General features: G+C 64.3%; 15 protein-coding genes. 9 read left to right on the forward strand and 6 right to left on the reverse strand.

Translation table 11 applies throughout. The features are described from left to right. Window positions 1-9 precede the first annotated feature (9 nt). Both EJ068_RS02560 and EJ068_RS02565 read right to left on the reverse strand, forming a co-directional pair. Window positions 10-2,358, reverse strand: a complete 2,349-nt coding sequence (locus EJ068_RS02560; protein WP_127250386.1) for a xanthine dehydrogenase family protein molybdopterin-binding subunit — start codon at window positions 2,356-2,358, stop codon at window positions 10-12. A 101-nt stretch (window positions 2,359-2,459) separates the two neighbouring features. Then, window positions 2,460-2,960, reverse strand: a complete 501-nt coding sequence (locus tag EJ068_RS02565; RefSeq protein WP_042644892.1) for a (2Fe-2S)-binding protein — start codon at window positions 2,958-2,960, stop codon at window positions 2,460-2,462. Window positions 2,961-3,218: 258 nt separating this feature from the next. Between EJ068_RS02565 and EJ068_RS02570 the strand changes: the two genes are divergently transcribed. Then, window positions 3,219-4,403: an FIST N-terminal domain-containing protein gene (locus tag EJ068_RS02570; RefSeq protein ID WP_127250387.1), complete on the forward strand. Its 1,185-nt coding sequence runs from the start codon at window positions 3,219-3,221 to the stop codon at window positions 4,401-4,403. A 5-nt stretch (window positions 4,404-4,408) separates the two neighbouring features. Next, a complete protein-coding gene (locus tag EJ068_RS02575; protein ID WP_127386211.1) occupies window positions 4,409-5,746 on the forward strand; it encodes a hybrid sensor histidine kinase/response regulator in 1,338 nt (445 codons plus the stop codon). 10 nt (window positions 5,747-5,756) lie between these two features. On the opposite strand, the gene EJ068_RS02580 is transcribed toward EJ068_RS02575, so the two are convergent. Then, window positions 5,757-6,440, reverse strand: a complete 684-nt coding sequence (locus EJ068_RS02580; protein ID WP_127252970.1) for a response regulator transcription factor — start codon at window positions 6,438-6,440, stop codon at window positions 5,757-5,759. A 225-nt stretch (window positions 6,441-6,665) separates the two neighbouring features. Here EJ068_RS02580 and EJ068_RS02585 point away from each other — a divergent pair, with 225 nt between their 5' ends. The 4 genes from EJ068_RS02585 to EJ068_RS02600 are packed head-to-tail and all read left to right on the forward strand — an operon-like array spanning window position 6,666 to window position 9,576. Then, window positions 6,666-7,364 carry a fumarylacetoacetate hydrolase family protein gene (locus EJ068_RS02585; protein ID WP_127252969.1) on the forward strand — a complete coding sequence of 233 codons (699 nt, stop codon included), beginning with the start codon at window positions 6,666-6,668 and terminating at the stop codon, window positions 7,362-7,364. Then, entirely contained in the window at window positions 7,361-8,011 is a 651-nt protein-coding gene (gene maiA / locus EJ068_RS02590) for a maleylacetoacetate isomerase (RefSeq protein ID WP_127252968.1), read from the forward strand. Before EJ068_RS02585 ends, maiA begins: the two co-directional genes overlap by 4 nt. Beyond that, window positions 8,001-8,480 carry a DUF4262 domain-containing protein gene (locus EJ068_RS02595; protein WP_129554459.1) on the forward strand — a complete coding sequence of 160 codons (480 nt, stop codon included), beginning with the start codon at window positions 8,001-8,003 and terminating at the stop codon, window positions 8,478-8,480. The genes maiA and EJ068_RS02595 overlap by 11 nt, the downstream gene beginning before the upstream one ends. Window positions 8,481-8,535: 55 nt before the next feature. After that, on the forward strand, window positions 8,536-9,576 hold the full coding sequence (locus tag EJ068_RS02600; RefSeq protein WP_127252966.1) for a zinc-dependent alcohol dehydrogenase family protein: 1,041 nt from the start codon (window positions 8,536-8,538) through the stop codon (window positions 9,574-9,576). A 7-nt stretch (window positions 9,577-9,583) separates the two neighbouring features. On the opposite strand, the gene EJ068_RS02605 is transcribed toward EJ068_RS02600, so the two are convergent. Further along, window positions 9,584-10,447, reverse strand: a complete 864-nt coding sequence (locus EJ068_RS02605) for a DMT family transporter (RefSeq protein ID WP_127252965.1) — start codon at window positions 10,445-10,447, stop codon at window positions 9,584-9,586. A 102-nt stretch (window positions 10,448-10,549) separates the two neighbouring features. On the opposite strand from EJ068_RS02605, the gene EJ068_RS02610 reads away from it, so the two are divergent. The 3 genes from EJ068_RS02610 (at window position 10,550) to EJ068_RS02620 (ending at window position 13,529) form a co-directional block, all read left to right on the forward strand. Then, complete coding sequence (locus EJ068_RS02610) at window positions 10,550-11,968, forward strand: PLP-dependent aminotransferase family protein (protein WP_245463324.1); 1,419 nt, start codon at window positions 10,550-10,552, stop codon at window positions 11,966-11,968. A gap of 146 nt (window positions 11,969-12,114) precedes the next feature. Beyond that, on the forward strand, window positions 12,115-12,696 hold the full coding sequence (locus EJ068_RS02615) for a TetR/AcrR family transcriptional regulator (protein ID WP_127252963.1): 582 nt from the start codon (window positions 12,115-12,117) through the stop codon (window positions 12,694-12,696). Further along, window positions 12,693-13,529: a DMT family transporter gene (locus EJ068_RS02620; protein ID WP_127252962.1), complete on the forward strand. Its 837-nt coding sequence runs from the start codon at window positions 12,693-12,695 to the stop codon at window positions 13,527-13,529. The genes EJ068_RS02615 and EJ068_RS02620 overlap by 4 nt, the downstream gene beginning before the upstream one ends. Window positions 13,530-13,677: 148 nt before the next feature. Here the strand turns inward: EJ068_RS02620 and EJ068_RS02625 are convergent, their stop codons facing one another. Further along, a complete protein-coding gene (locus EJ068_RS02625) occupies window positions 13,678-14,175 on the reverse strand; it encodes a MaoC family dehydratase (RefSeq protein ID WP_095815407.1) in 498 nt (165 codons plus the stop codon). Window positions 14,176-14,354: 179 nt separating this feature from the next. Next, window positions 14,355-14,783, reverse strand: a complete 429-nt coding sequence (gene phaP, locus EJ068_RS02630) for a TIGR01841 family phasin (protein ID WP_126082231.1) — start codon at window positions 14,781-14,783, stop codon at window positions 14,355-14,357. Window positions 14,784-14,847: the final 64 nt, after the last annotated feature.

Genomic DNA, 14,847 nt, shown 5'->3' on the forward strand with positions numbered 1-14,847 from the left:
CGTTCCTCCTCAGTGCTTCGTCGCGCGGATGGTAGCCCACACCGTCGCGGGCGATGCCGGCATGGGAATGTCGACGACGCCCAGCGCATCGGTGATGGCGTTGATGACCGCCGGCGGAGAGCCGATGGCGCCGGCCTCGCCACAGCCCTTGACGCCGAGCGGATTGCCCGGGCATGGCGTGTTCGAGGTGGAGACCTTGAAGGACGGCAGGTCGTCCGCTCGCGGCATGGTGTAATCCATGTAGCTTGCCGTCAGAAGCTGCCCGCTGCCGTCGTAATGTGCGCCCTCCAGCAACGCCTGGCCGACGCCTTGCGCGATGCCGCCATGCACCTGCCCTTCGACGATCATCGGATTGATGATGTTGCCGAAATCGTCGGCCGCGACGAACTGGATGATTTCGGTCAGCCCGGTCTCCGGATCGATCTCAACCTCGCAGATGTAGCAGCCGGCCGGGAAGGTGAAGTTGGACGGATCGTAGAAGGCCGTTTCCTTCAAGCCCGGCTCCATGCCCGCCGGCAAATTATGGGCGGTGTAGGAGGCAAGCGCCACCTGGAACCAGGGCAGGCTCTTGTCGGTGCCAGCGACCTTGACCTCGCCATTCTCGATGACGATGTCGCCCTCGTCCGCCTCCAGCAGATGCGCGGCGATCTTCTTGGCCTTGGCCTCGACCTTGTCGAGCGCCTTGACGATGGCCGACATGCCGACGGCGCCCGAACGCGAGCCGTAAGTGCCCATGCCCATCTGCACCTTGTCGGTGTCGCCATGCACGATCGAGACTGAGTCGATCGGCACGCCGAAGCGCTGGGTGACCAGTTGCGCGAAGGTCGTTTCATGGCCCTGGCCATGGCTGTGCGAGCCTGTCAGCACCTCGATCGTGCCGACGGCATTGACCCGCACCTCCGCCGATTCCCAGAGGCCGACGCCGGCGCCGAGCGAGCCGACCGCCGATGACGGCGCCAGGCCGCAGGCCTCGATGTAGCAGCTCATGCCGATGCCGCGCAGCTTGCCCCGCTTGGCCGCATCCGCCTTGCGCCTGGTGAAGCCGGCATAGTCGGCGGCCTTCATCGCCGCATCGAGCGATGCGTTATAATCGCCGGCGTCATAGGCCATGATCACCGGCGTCTGATGCGGGAAGGACGTGATGAAGTTCCGGCGCCTGAGTTCCGCCGGCGACACGCCAAGCTCGCGCGCCGCGGTTTCCATCATCCGCTCGAGCACATAGGTGGCCTCTGGCCGCCCTGCTCCGCGATAGGCATCGACGGGCGCGGTATTGGTGTAGACGGCGCGCACATTGGCGTGGATCGCGGGGATGTTGTACTGGCCCGACAAGAGCGTGGCATAGAGATAGGTCGGCACGCAGGACGAGAACAGCGACATGTAAGCGCCGATATTGGCTATCGTATCGACCTTGAGGCCGGTGATCCGGTTGTCCTTGTCGAAAGCCATCTCCACCGTCGAGACATGGTCGCGGCCATGCGCGTCCGACAGGAAGCTTTCGGTGCGGTCGGCCACCCATTTGACCGGGACGCCGGTCTTCTTCGAGGCCCACAGGCAGACGATCTCTTCCGGATAGATGTAGATCTTGGAACCGAAGCCGCCGCCGACATCGGGCGCGATGACTCGCAGCTTGTTTTCCGGCGCGACGTTGTAGAAGGCGCTCATCACCAGCCGCGCGACATGCGGGTTCTGCGACGTCGTCCAGCAGGTATAGTGGTCCTCCGCCTTGTCGTAATGGCCGAGGGCCGCGCGCGGCTCCATCGCATTCGGCACCAGCCGGTTGTTCACGATCTTCATGCGCGTGACATGGGCGGCCGACTTGATCGCCGCGTCGGTCGCCTTGCTGTCGCCGAGCTCCCAGTCGAAGATCAGGTTGTTCTCCGCTTCGGCATGGACCTGCGGCGCGCCGGGCTGGATGGCCTTGGTCGCCTCGACCACCGCCTTCAGTTCCTTGTAGGTGATCTCGACCGCTTCCGCCGCGTCGCGCGCCTGGCCCTTGGTGTCGGCGACGACGATGACGACCGCGTCGCCGACATAGCGCACTTTGTCGACCGCAAGCGGCGACCAGGCGCCCATCTTCATCGGCGTGCCGTCCTTGGAGTGGATCATCCAGCCGCAGATCAGATTGCCGATGCCGTCGGCCTTGAGCTCCTTGCCGGTGAGCACGCCGACGACGCCTGGCATCGCTTGCGCCTTCTTAACGTCGATCTTCTTGATCTGCGCATGCGCGTGCGGGCTGCGCACGAACACGGCATGCTTCATGCCGGGAACCACCATGTCGTCGACATAGCGGCCGCCGCCGGTGATGAACCTCTTGTCTTCCTTGCGCGCCACGCGGGCGCCGACGCCTTCGATACCCATTGCGGAAATTCCTCCTCCGGTGAATGGTGAATTGTAAAATGGTGAATGGTCGAACGTGCCAGCCAGCGGCACTATTCACCATTCACTATTCACCATTCACTCTAAGCTGCCTGCTTCGCCTTGCCCTTGGCGCCCTTCGCCATCGTCTCCGATGCGGCGAGGATCGCCTTCACGATGTTGTGGTAGCCCGTGCAGCGGCAGATGTTGCCTTCGAGCTCGGCGCGCACCGTCGCCTCGTCGAGGCCCTCCGGATGGCGCGCGATCATGTCGGTCGCCGTCATGATCATGCCCGGCGTGCAGAAGCCGCATTGCAGGCCGTGATGCTCCTTGAACGCGGCCTGCACCGGATGCAGCTCAGCGCCGTCGGCCAGCCCTTCGATGGTGACGATGGTCGAGCCTGACGCCTGAACGGCCAGCATTGTGCAGGATTTCACCGCCCGGCCGTCGACATGCACGACGCAGGCGCCGCATTGCGATGTGTCGCAACCGACATGCGTTCCGGTGAGGCCCAGATGTTCCCGCAGGAAATGCACCAGCAGCGTTCGGTCTTCCGCGCTCCCGCTGACCCGTTTCCCATTCACAGTCAAGGACACGTCCGACATGCAACCTCCCTGGGTATTAACCTTGGTCCTCACCCTGCCGATGCCGTACTGTGCCTCGGCAGTACCATTCACGCACCGTACAACGCGCAAAACAGCGCTGCCAGCGCCGGTTCCATTGTACTTTCGATCATGGCAAAACCTATGTGCAGCGCAGCAACCGGCCCCATTGCCAAATCAGGGATTGAGGGCAAAGATGCCCTCGACGCGGAGCGTGCCTGGCACGCATAGAAAAGACACCCATAAACCGCGTCGGAGGAATTGCGGAGAAGGCAGCTGGCCAGTTCGAGCACACGCTATGCATCGGGCCTATCGGCGCTCACCACGGATGAGCCCGACCCAAACGCCTTTGCGCGGGCCATCGCCGCCGAAGCGGCAATCGTCGATGCCGGCTTCGCGCTTCTGTTCTTCTCTCAAGGCCTGGTCGACGCGGCGGCGTTGGCGCAGGCGCTGAAAGCATACGCGCCGTCGCTCGCCTATGCCGGCTGCTCGACCGCTGGCGAGATCACGCCCCAGGGACTGGAGGAAGGGCATATCCTTGCCCTGCTTTTGCCTTCGGCGTCGTTTTCAACCGTCTCCGTCATGGTCGAAAACCTCTCTTCGTCCAGCATGGACAGTATCACCGGCGAGGTCGCGGCGTTGCGGCGCCTGCTGCGCGAGCGCATCGGCCACGACCGCTCGAAGCAGATTTTCGCGCTCTGTTTCATCGACGGGCTGTCCTATGCCGAGGAAGCGGTGACCTCGGCCATCCACTGGGGACTGGACGACGTCCCGCTGATCGGCGGCTCGGCCGGCGACGACCTCAAATTCGAGACGACCAGGCTGATGGCCAATGGCAGGGTCGCCTCCGATAGCGCCGTCATCGTGCTGGTTGCGACCGAAATTCCTTTCCACGTCTTCAAGACCGACAATTTCATCCCGACCGACGAGAAGCTGGTGGTGACGGCGTCCGACCCCGACCATCGCATAGTGCGCGAATTCAACGCCGCCAACGCGGCCGAGGAATACGCAACCTCCGTCGGCATCCTGCCGCAGACGCTGACGCCGCTGAGCTTTGCCTCGCACCCCGTCGTGGTGAAGGTCGGCGGCGAATATTATTGCCGATCGATCCAGCGCATGCATCCTGACGGCTCACTGTCCTTCTTCTGCGCCATCGACGACGGTATCGTGCTTTCCATCGCCCAGCCGAAGAACATGGTGGAATCGACACGCACCGCTTTCGAGGATGTCGAGCACAAGCTCGGCGGGATAGACATGATCCTGGGCTTCGACTGCGTGCTGCGCCGGCTCGATGCGCGCAACCGCCAGGTCTTCCGCGACATTTCCGAGCTCTACCGGACCAACAAGGTCATCGGGTTCGGCACCTATGGCGAGCAGTACCGCTCGATGCATCTCAACCAGACCTTCACCGGCATCGCATTCGGCGAGCGCCAGGCGGCCGAGTGAACGGCATGCCGCTGCGCGACATCGACGACGTCGACAGGCTGAAGAAGATCAACGCGGCGCTTGTCAGCCGCGTCGAGCGCTCGATGGACCAGCAGGGCAACGCCTTCTCGCTGTTCCAGACCGCCATCTCGCTGGAAAACCGGGTGCGCAACCGCACCGAGGAATTGCACGCGACGCTACGCCGGCTCGAGCAATCGAACATCGAGCTCAGCGCGGCGAAGGAAAACGCCGAGCTGGCGAACCTCTCCAAGACCAGGTTCCTCGCCGCCGCCAGCCACGACGTGCTGCAGCCGCTCAACGCCGCGCATCTGTCGGTCTCGGCGCTGGCCGAGGTCCAGACAAGCGAGGAAGGCAAGAAGCTGGTGCGCCAGGTCGAGCGCTCGCTGGAGACGATGGAAGACCTGCTGCGCACGCTACTCGACATTTCCAAGCTCGACGCCGGCGTGGTGCAGCCTGAGATCGGCGACGTCAGCCTGGAGACGCTGTTTTCCTCGCTGCGTTCGGATTTCTTGCCCGAGGCTGAGAAAAAAGGCCTGTCGCTGAAATTCCGGCCGGTCAATGTCGTGGTGCGCTCCGACCGCACGCTGCTCAGGCGCATCCTGCAGAACATCCTCTCCAACGCGCTGCGCTACACCCGCTCCGGCGGCGTGCTGGTCGGCACCAGGCATCGCGGCGACACCATCCGCATCGACGTCGCCGACACCGGCTGCGGCATTGCCGAGGACCAGCGCGAAGCGGTGTTCGAGGAGTTCCATCGCGGCACCTCGACGCTTGCCGACGGCGGATTGGCCGGCGGGCTGGGGCTGGGCCTCGCCATCGTGCGCCGCATGGCGGCTGCGCTTGGCCACCCCGTTACCTTTTCCTCGAGGGTCGGGCGCGGCACCATCTTCCACATCGACGTGCCGATCGGCATGGCGGCCGCCGAACCGGCGACGGGCATTGCCGACATGGACCGTCCGCGCGGTTATGGTCTCTTCGGCACCAAGGTCTTGCTGGTCGAGAACGACGCCGACGTGCTCTCCGCCATGACTTCGCTGCTCGAACGCTGGCAGTGCCTGGTGCGCGCCGCGACCTCGACCGACGACGCGCTCGATCTTCTGGGCGACACCGACTGGGTGCCCGACATCATCATCGCCGACCAGCATCTCGACGGTGGCGACCTCGGCACCGCCACCATCGCCGAAGTCCGCGACTATCTCCGCCGTCCAGTGCCGGCGCTGATCGTCACCGCCGATGGGTCAGAGCTCGTCGCCAAGGCTGCGCGGTCCGCCGGCATCGAACTGATGCGCAAGCCGCTGAAACCGGCACAGTTGCGCGCGCTGCTGGCGCATCTGTTAGCTTAGAATTTGTCCCTCAAAACCCCGCCTGGTCGCGAAACAGCTCCGCATTGTCGAGCTTCGACACCTCGATCACCGCTTGCGTCCTGCTATACACATTGAGCTTGCGCAGGATCTCCGAGACATGTGCCTTCACCGTCGTCTCGCCCACCTGCAGCTCGTAGGCGATCTGCTTGTTGAGCATGCCCTGGCGCAGCATCTGCAGCACCCTGAGCTGCTGCGGCGTCAGCCTGGCCAGGCGCTGCACCATGTCGGCGCGGTCGGTGCTGTCGGGGTCGAGCGGCTGGCCTTCGTAATTTTCCGGCACGTAGACAGCGCCATCCATCACCGAGCGGATGGCGGCGGCGAGGTCGCTCTTGCGCGCCGATTTCGGGATGAAGCCGGCCGCGCCGTAGGACAGCGCCTCGGAGATGATCTTCGGCTCCTCATAGCCTGACACGATCACCACCGGCAGCCGCGGGTAGCGGGTTCTGAGCTGCAACAGCCCTTCGAAGCCATGCACGTCGGGCATGCTCAAATCGAGCAGCGCGAGGTCGAACGGCTTGGCGTCGGCGAGGAGTTCGATCGCCTCCGTGATCGAGCGCGCCTCGACCGTGTCGACGTCCGGATAGGCCATCTGCACGGCGCTGTGCAGCGCCTCGCGAAACAGCGGGTGATCGTCGATGATCAGGAAGCGGGCGCGGTCGCTGACGGAGCTCATTGCACGGGTTCAGGCATCGGTTCGGTTTCGGCCGGTACAGGATAGTCCGGTGACCATGGCCAGATTATTGGCAAATAGTATATCGCCCAATGGTACAGGGGCCCAATGGTATAGCGCGTTGCCATTGAAACGACAGGCCGATATGCGCGGGAGCGTCCTCAGTCTTGCCCGGCCATCGAAATCGGCCGAAGGTGCGCACGATTCATACCAACACAGAGACAGCCCATGCCAGAATTCGTCCTTCCGCCGCCAGCAACCGCCTCGGTCGCTATTGCCGGCTCGACGGAACGGTTTGCCGTGCGCCGCATCTTCTGCGTCGGTCGCAACTATGCGGCGCATGCGCGCGAGCTCGGCAATGACGAGCGCGATCCGCCCTTCTTCTTCACCAAGCCGGCCGACGCGGTGGTCGATAGCGGCGCCGAGATCCCCTACCCGCCGCTGACCTCGAATCTGCATCACGAGATCGAGCTGGTCGTCGCCATCGGCAAGGCCGGCTTCCGCATTCCGCGCGCCGATGCGCTCGCTCATGTCTGGGGCTACGGCGTCGGCGTCGACCTGACCCGCCGCGACCTGCAGGATCAGGCGAAGAAAGCGGCACGTCCGTGGGACTGGTCGAAGGCCTTCGACCAGTCCGCGCCTTGCGGTCCGCTGGTTCCGGCCGCGACATCAGGACATCCGGACAAAGGCCGCATCTGGCTTGCCGTCAACGGCGCGGTGAAACAGGACGGCGATCTTGCCGAGCTTATCTGGCCGATCGCCGACATCGTCTCGATCTGCAGCGAGGCGGTCGAGCTTCGGCCGGGCGACCTGATCTTCACCGGCACGCCGGCCGGCGTCGGTCCGGTTCAGGCCGGAGACAGGATCACCGGCGGGGTCGACGGCATCGGCACGGTCGAGGTGGCCATCGGACAACCGAGGCGATGAGCGACCTCGTCCTCCACAATTACTACCGCTCCTCCACCTCCTACCGGGTGCGGATCGCGCTGGCGATGAAGGGGCTGGACTATACCTATGTGCCGCATCATCTGCGGCACGGCGAGCATCTCGAGCCCGCCTATCTCGCGATCAACCCGCAAGGGCTGGTGCCGGCGCTGGTGCTGGATAACGGCCGGCTTTTGACGCAGTCGCTGGCGATCATCGAATATCTCGACGAGATTGAGCCCGAGCCACCGCTGCTGCCGAAGGATGCGTTGGGTCGGGCTCGCGTCAGGATGCTGGCGCAGATGATCGCCTGCGACATCCACCCGGTGAACAATCTGCGCGTGCTGACCTCGCTGCGCACCTTGTTCGGCGCCGGCGACGAGGACGTCGTCAACTGGTTCCGGCACTGGGTGAACGAAGGCTTCCAGCCGCTTGAAAAGATTCTCGCCTCCTCGCCCGAGACCGGCGCCTTCTGCCATGGCGACACGCCGGGCATGGCCGATATCTGCCTTGCCGCGCAGGTCACCAACAATGCCCGCTTCGGTGTCGACATGGCGCCCTACCCGGTAATCGCGCGCATCAACGCCGCCTGCATGGCGCTGCCGGCGTTCCAGCAGGCAGCGCCGCAGAACCAGATCGATGCCGAGTAGGGAAGCCAAAGACGCCGAGGAGGCCAAGGCACTGGCCGACATCGACGAGTTCGGGTGTCATATCCTCTATGTGCTGGAGGAGGACGAGGTTCCGCCATTCGCATACTCGGTCGGGATAGAGCACAATTTTGGCGTCCCTGAATTGGTCGTCATCGGGCTCAAGCCGGAGCTTTCGATGACCATCGTCAATGAGTACTGCAGACGCGTGCGCGGCGGCGAGAGGTTCCGCATCGGAGAGCGGGCGTCGGGTTTCCTGGGAGGTGGCTTCGACTGTCAGTTCGGTGCGGTCCACCCGGACCACTATCCCGAATATTTCGGTTGGAATATCTGGTTCTACGACGGGCCGGATTTCCGGATCATGCAGCTAATTTTTCCAACAACCTCCGGCGTTTGGCCATGGGATGCCGAGGCCGATGAATGGGTTCGCAAGCGGCAGCCCCTTCTAGACCAACCACCGTTGCCACCTTAGTTCGGATCGTCGTCCAGCCACCTGCCATTGAACTGAGATATATGGAAGCAATCCTATGAAAGCCGTTGTCTTCGAAAAATTCGGTGAGACGCCGACCATCCAGACCGTGCCGGATCCAAAGCCCGCCCCGGACGGCGTCGTCATCAAAGTAGAGGCGACCGGGCTTTGCCGCAGCGACTGGCATGGTTGGATGGGCCATGACGACGGCATCACCTTGCCGCATGTTCCCGGACACGAGCTTGCCGGCGTCGTCGTCGCCGCCGGCAAGCAGGTCAGCCGCTGGAAGGCCGGCGACCGCGTCACGGTCCCCTTCGCCGTCGGTTGCGGCCGCTGCTTCGAATGCACCTCCGGCAACCATCAGGTCTGCGAGCACCAGACGCAGCCGGGCTTCACCGGCTGGGGCTCGTTCGCCGAATATGTCGGCATCGAGCATGCCGACACCAATCTCGTGCGCCTGCCCGACGCGATGGAATACGCTACCGCGGCAAGCCTCGGCTGCCGCTTCGTCACCTCGTTTCGCGCCATCGTCGACCAGGGCCGGGTGACCCCCGGCGAATGGGTGGCCGTGCATGGCTGCGGCGGCGTCGGCCTGTCGGCGATCATGATCGCCAGCGCCATGGGCGCCAATGTGATTGCCATCGACCTCACGGACGAGAAGCTCGAATTCGCGAAGAAGATCGGCGCGGTGGCGACCATCAACGCCTCGACGACGCCGAATGTGGTGAAGGCGGTCAAGCAGATCACCAATGGCGGCGCGCATATGTCGATGGACGCGCTCGGGCACCCGACCACCTCGTTCAATTCGATCTCGAACCTGCGCCGGCGCGGTCGCCACGTTCAGGTCGGTCTGATGCTGGGCGATCATGCCCGTCCGCAGGTACCGATGGACAAGGTCATTGCCTTCGAGCTCGAAATCCTCGGCAGCCACGGCATGCAGGCCTACCGCTATTCCGCGATGATGGAGATGATCCGCACCGGCAAGCTGAAGCCCGAATTGCTGGTCGGCAAAAGGATCAGCTTGGAGGAAGCGCCCGCGGCCCTGATGGCGATGGGCGGCTTCGAAGGGATCGGCATCGGAGTGGTCACGAAGTTTTAGTAGGCGTCTACCGCGCAAACTTCTTCGCCCCGAACACGCAGGCCACGACGCCGAGCGTGACGACCACCATCAACGGGCTGACCTGTTCGTGCAGCAGGCTCGCCGCCAGCGCCAGGCCGAAGAAGGGCTGCAACAATTGCAGCTGCCCGACCGCGGCGATGCCACCTTGCGCCAGGCCGCGATACCAGAACACGAAGCCGATCAGCATGCTGAACAGCGAGACATAGCCAAGGCCGATCCAGGCGCTCGATCCGATCGCCGAGAAAGATGGCGGCAGCGTCGCGAAGCTCAACGCCAGCATGACCGGCAGCGACAGCGCCAGCGCCCAGCAGATCACCTGCCAGCCGCCGAGCTTGCGCGACAGCCTGGCCCCTTCGGCGTAGCCCAGCCCGCAGACGATGATGGCGCCGAGCATCAGGCTGTCTCCGACGGGCGACGCGGTCACGCCTTGCGCCAGGGCAAAGCCGGCGACCAAGGCGCTGCCCAGGCACGAGAACAGCCAGAAGGCCGGGCGCGGACGGTCGCCGCCGCGCAGCACGCCGAAGATCGCGGTCGCCAGCGGCAGCAGGCCGACAAAGATAATCGAATGCGCCGAGGTGACATGCTTCAACGCCAGCGCCGTCAGCAACGGGAAGCCGACCACGACACCCAGCGCGACGACGGCCAGCGAGACCAGATCCCCTCGCTCCGGACGTTTCTCGCGGAACAGCAGCAGCATCGCGATCCCCAGAAGGCCGGCGATCGCCGCCCGTGCCGCCGTCAGGAAGGTCGGGTCGAAATCCATCACCGCCAGCCGCGTCGCCGGCAGCGATCCGCTGAAGATCAGCACGCCGATAAAGCCGCTGAGCCAGCCGTCGAAACTCTTTTCCATGATCTGCTCCGTTTGCGCTTCCCTACCGGCGCCGGCCATGGTGTCGCCAGAGACAATGGAGTACAATTCCACAAAACTGTAATGGTCGGCAGGGAAGTACAGATGGACACATCAGGCCCAAATGCCAGCGGCGCCACCCTCGTCGAAACCGTCATGGCGGCGATCCGCCAGCGTATCGCGGCGCGCACGCTGACGCCCGGAGCCCGCCTGCCGTCGATACGGGCCATGGCCAAATCCATGCAGGTTTCGAAGTCGACCGTGGTCGAAGCCTATGAGCGCCTCGCCGCGGAAGGCACGATCCGTTCGCGCCCGGGTTCGGGTTTCTACGCCGCCGGCCAGCTTGCGCCATTGTCACTCGCCAAGATCGGCCCTCGGCTTGACCGCGCCGTCGACCCCCTCTGGGTGTCGCGGCAATCGCTCGAAGCCGGCGAGGAGATGCTGAAGCCCGGCTGCGGCTGGCTGCCGGCGTCCTGGATGCCGCAGGCTGCCTTGCGCCGGGCGCTGCGCAGCGCCGCCCGCGCCGACGACGTGGTGCTTGCGGACTATGGCACGCCGCTCGGCCTGCCGCCGCTGCGCCAATTGCTGGCAAGGCGCATGACCAAGCATGGCGTGGAAGCCTCGCCCGACCAGATCATGCTGACCGACTGCGGCACCCAGGCGATTGACCTCCTATGCCGCTTCCTGATCGAGCCCGGCGATGCCGTGCTGGTCGACGACCCCTGCTACTTCAACTTCCACGCCCTGCTGCGCGCCCATCAAGCCAAGGTGGTCGGCGTGCCTTACACGCCTTCGGGTCCGGATATCGAGCTTTTCGCCGCGGCGCTCGCCGAGCACCGGCCGCGCCTCTACATCACCAATTCCGGCATCCACAACCCGACCGGCGCGATCCTGTCGCCGGTCGCCGCGCATCGGTTGCTCAAGCTCGCCGACCAGGCGGATCTCACCATCGTCGAGGACGATATTTTCGCAGACTTCGAGCACAGCGCTGCCCCAAGGCTCGCGGCGTTCGACGGGCTGCAGCGCGTCGTCCAGATCGGCTCCTTCGCCAAGACGCTGTCGGCCTCGGTGCGCTGCGGCTTCATCGCGGCGCCACCCGATTGGATGGAAGGCCTGACCGATCTCAAGATCGCCACGACATTCGGCGGCGCGCGGCTGTCGGCCGAACTGGTGCTGACCCTGTTGAAGGACGGCAGCTACCGCAAGCATGTCGAGCAGTTGCGCACGCGCCTGTCGCGCGCCATGGCCGAGACCGCCGGCAGGCTGAAGACAATGGGCATCACGCCTTGGATCGACCAGCCTGCCGGCATGTTCCTCTGGTGCCGCTTGCCCGACGGCATCGACGCGGCGGAAGTCGCGTGCAAGGCGCTGTCGGACAATGTCGTGCTGGCGCCAGGCAACGCCTTCAGCCTGTCGCACACCGCCGGCCGCTTCATGCGCTTCAACGTGGCGCAATGCGAAGATCAGCGCATTTTCAGGGCCCTAAATAACGCGATGGCGGCATCCCGCCGCAAAGCCGCGTAGGTGCGACCCTCGGTCGTCCAAGCGATCTTGCGGGCTCGAAGCCGGAGGCCCGTCGCGCTTGCCTCCCGCCTCCGGTCCAACCGGCAATTGACAGGCCTCGTCGCGCAGGCGTAGATAGACAGACCTGTCTCATCACCGCCGCTATCATGACCGAACCGGCCAGAACCGACAAGCGCCAGCATATCGTTGAAACCGCCTATGGCCTGTTCAAGCGCGTGGGCTTTCACGCCACCGGCATCGACCGCATCATCGCCGAAGCCGACGTGGCCAAGATGACCATGTACCGGCACTTTCCCAGCAAGGACGATTTGATGGTCGAGGTCCTGGCCTACCGTGCGGGGCGCTTCGAGCGTCAACTCGACCGTCTCGCCGAACAGGCGGCCACGCCCGAACGGAAAATCGGCATAATCTTCGACTGGTACGGTCGCTGGTTCCACAGCGCCGACTTCCACGGCTGCCTGTTCGCGCATGCCCTGGCCGAGTTCGGCGATCCGGCGCACCCGGTGTTTCAAGCCGCCGCCAGGCAGAAGAACGGCCTCCAGCGCCGGATGCGGCTGATCCTCGAAGAGATGATGCCCGCCGACGACGCCGATAGCGTTTCCGCTGCCCTGCTGATGCTGATCGAAGGCGCGACGCTGATGGCCCGGATGGGGCAGCCAGCCGCCGCCATTCGCGACGCCCGCAAGGCGGCAATGGCCATCCTCGCTTCGCGCGAGAAACTGCAATGAGCGCGACGGTCATTGGCCTGGCACTGTTCGCCGCGATCCTGCACGCCAGCTGGAATGCCTTCCTGCGAACCGGCAGCGACAGACTGTGGACCGTCACGGTCATGAGCTTTTCGGCGACGATCGCCGCCGTTCCGCTGGCGCTGTTCCATCCCCTGCCGGCGTCGTCGGCCTGGCCCTATATCGTTCTCTCGGCCTGCCTTCAGGTCGGCTACAGCTTCTTTCTCGTGGCTGCCTATCGCTACGGTGAATTGGGACAGGTCTACCCGATCGTTCGCGGCTCTGTGCCGCTCCTGGTGACGGTTGGTGGTTTCGTTCTGGCCGGCGAGCGCCTGAGCACGCTTCAGACCCTTGGCGTCGTCCTCGCCGCGCTCGGCATCATGAGCCTTTCCCTTGGCAAAGGGCGCGCGGCGACCAAATCAATCCTGTATGCCTTGGCGACCGGCGTGATCATCGCGGCCTATGCGACGGTCGATGCCATCGGTGTCCGCTCGGTGGGAAGCTCGGGCGCCTACACGGCCTGGGTACTGTTGACCTACGGCGTGCTGCTCCCGGCCACCTTCATCATCTGCCGCGGCAAGCTCACGGTGGACTTTCGTTCACCGGACGCGCTGAAGGCGCTTGGCGGCGGGATTTTCGCCCTGATTGCCTACGGCGCCGTGGTTGCGGCCTTCGCGCTCGGGCCGGCCGGTCCGATCACGGCCATCCGCGAGACGAGCGTGGTTTTCGCGGTGCTGATCGGACGGCTTTTCCTGGGCGAGACGCTGACGCCGAAGCGCATTGCGGCCTGTGGCGTTGTCGCGCTAGGCGCTATCTGCCTTGGCTATCATGGATGACTACGGCCGAGAGGCTGTTTCGAAATTCGCTCTGGCGAGTCATTGGTGCGGTTTCGAGAACCGGAGCGGAGCGGACTCTGCGTCCGTGAGCACCGGAAGCGCAGAAACGCCCCCAGATGGCTGCCGGAGTAGAATTTCCAAACGGCCTCTAAGCGCCTGCCCGCTTGCGGCGCTCATACATCATCACCAGCGTCTCGGCGGTCAGCGCCGGCTTCTGCTCGCCTTCGATCTCTACGGTGTTGGCGGCCTTCATAAGATACTGGCCGGGGCCGCGATCCTCCATGGAAAGCAGCGTCGTGCGCAGCCTGATGCGCGCCCCGGCCTTGACCGGCGCCAGGAAGCGCACCTTGTCGAAGCCGTAGTTGAAGGCGGCTTGCGTGTTTTCCGGCACGATGCCCATCTCCAGCGCCAGCGCGCCGATGATCGACAGGGTCAGATAGCCATGCGCGATTGTGGTGCGGAACGGGCTCTGCCGCTTTGCCCGCTCGGGATCGACATGGATCCACTGATGGTCGCCCGTGCACTCGGCGAACTGGTCGATGCGTCGCTGGTCGACCGTCGTCCAATCGGACACGCCGAGTTCCTGCCCGGACATTGTGCGCAACTGTTCAAAAGTCGGCGGCGTTCTCCGCCGTGGTTCGGTCATTCCGGCTTTCCCGTCACTTTTGCCTATCTCCCGACCATGAAGCGGCAGCCTCTGTCAATTCGCCGCCCCGCGATTTTCGCCGGTAGAGTTGATGCTTTTAGGGCAGGCCAGAACGCTCGAGCGCCTGCGCCGGTTGCACCGCATGTCGGTCTATGATGGGCTCGAAACCGCCGGACAGCCTATTTCTTTTCGTAACCGGCGCGGATTTCCGCCATCGCATCCCTGATCCGGTCGCGCAGAATCTCGACCGATTCGGTGCTGGATTTCCGTACAAGGTCAGCCACTTCGCTGGCGTTCTTCAGCGTCGTCTCGAACGACTTACGGGCAAATTCAGCCTGCTTGCTCATCAGGTCCTGCGGGTTGCCGGGCGCCTGGTAGTTCTGCGCCATCCGCGTAACCTCGTTGATGGCATTCTGCACCATCTCATGCTGCCTCGCCAGCACCGAGGAGGCGCCGGCCGCACTTGCCTTCGCCGACTTCTCGAGAGCTTCGAGGTTCTTGCGATGATGATCGAGGATCGCCTGGACATCGACATTCGGCAGTTTCAGGTCGCGGCCGAACCTGCTGAACATGTCGAAGAACGAGTCGGATTCCGGTTGTTTTGCCATGCCCTGCCTCCCGTTTTGCTGCCCTTGCGGCGTGCCAGCAGGAGAATAGTGCCAGTTAGGCCCG

Origin of the sequence: Mesorhizobium sp. M2A.F.Ca.ET.043.02.1.1 (assembly GCF_003952405.1) — a bacterium.
Classification (GTDB): Bacteria; Pseudomonadota; Alphaproteobacteria; order Rhizobiales; family Rhizobiaceae; genus Mesorhizobium.

Bases quoted from the DNA above. Each gene is read 5' to 3' on its own strand.
- maiA (WP_127252968.1), top strand. From the start codon at position 7,361: ATGAGCGACCTCGTCCTCCACAATTACTACCGCTCCTCCACCTCCTAC.
- phaP (WP_126082231.1), bottom strand. From the start codon at position 14,783: ATGGCAAAACAACCGGAATCCGACTCGTTCTTCGACATGTTCAGCAGG.
- EJ068_RS02580 (WP_127252970.1), bottom strand. From the start codon at position 6,440: ATGAGCTCCGTCAGCGACCGCGCCCGCTTCCTGATCATCGACGATCAC.
- EJ068_RS02610 (WP_245463324.1), top strand. From the start codon at position 10,550: ATGGACACATCAGGCCCAAATGCCAGCGGCGCCACCCTCGTCGAAACC.
- EJ068_RS02575 (WP_127386211.1), top strand. From the start codon at position 4,409: ATGCCGCTGCGCGACATCGACGACGTCGACAGGCTGAAGAAGATCAAC.
- EJ068_RS02615 (WP_127252963.1), top strand. From the start codon at position 12,115: ATGACCGAACCGGCCAGAACCGACAAGCGCCAGCATATCGTTGAAACC.
- EJ068_RS02620 (WP_127252962.1), top strand. From the start codon at position 12,693: ATGAGCGCGACGGTCATTGGCCTGGCACTGTTCGCCGCGATCCTGCAC.
- EJ068_RS02625 (WP_095815407.1), bottom strand. From the start codon at position 14,175: ATGACCGAACCACGGCGGAGAACGCCGCCGACTTTTGAACAGTTGCGC.
- EJ068_RS02585 (WP_127252969.1), top strand. From the start codon at position 6,666: ATGCCAGAATTCGTCCTTCCGCCGCCAGCAACCGCCTCGGTCGCTATT.
- EJ068_RS02595 (WP_129554459.1), top strand. From the start codon at position 8,001: ATGCCGAGTAGGGAAGCCAAAGACGCCGAGGAGGCCAAGGCACTGGCC.
- EJ068_RS02560 (WP_127250386.1), bottom strand. From the start codon at position 2,358: ATGGGTATCGAAGGCGTCGGCGCCCGCGTGGCGCGCAAGGAAGACAAG.
- EJ068_RS02605 (WP_127252965.1), bottom strand. From the start codon at position 10,447: ATGGAAAAGAGTTTCGACGGCTGGCTCAGCGGCTTTATCGGCGTGCTG.
- EJ068_RS02565 (WP_042644892.1), bottom strand. From the start codon at position 2,960: ATGTCGGACGTGTCCTTGACTGTGAATGGGAAACGGGTCAGCGGGAGC.
- EJ068_RS02600 (WP_127252966.1), top strand. From the start codon at position 8,536: ATGAAAGCCGTTGTCTTCGAAAAATTCGGTGAGACGCCGACCATCCAG.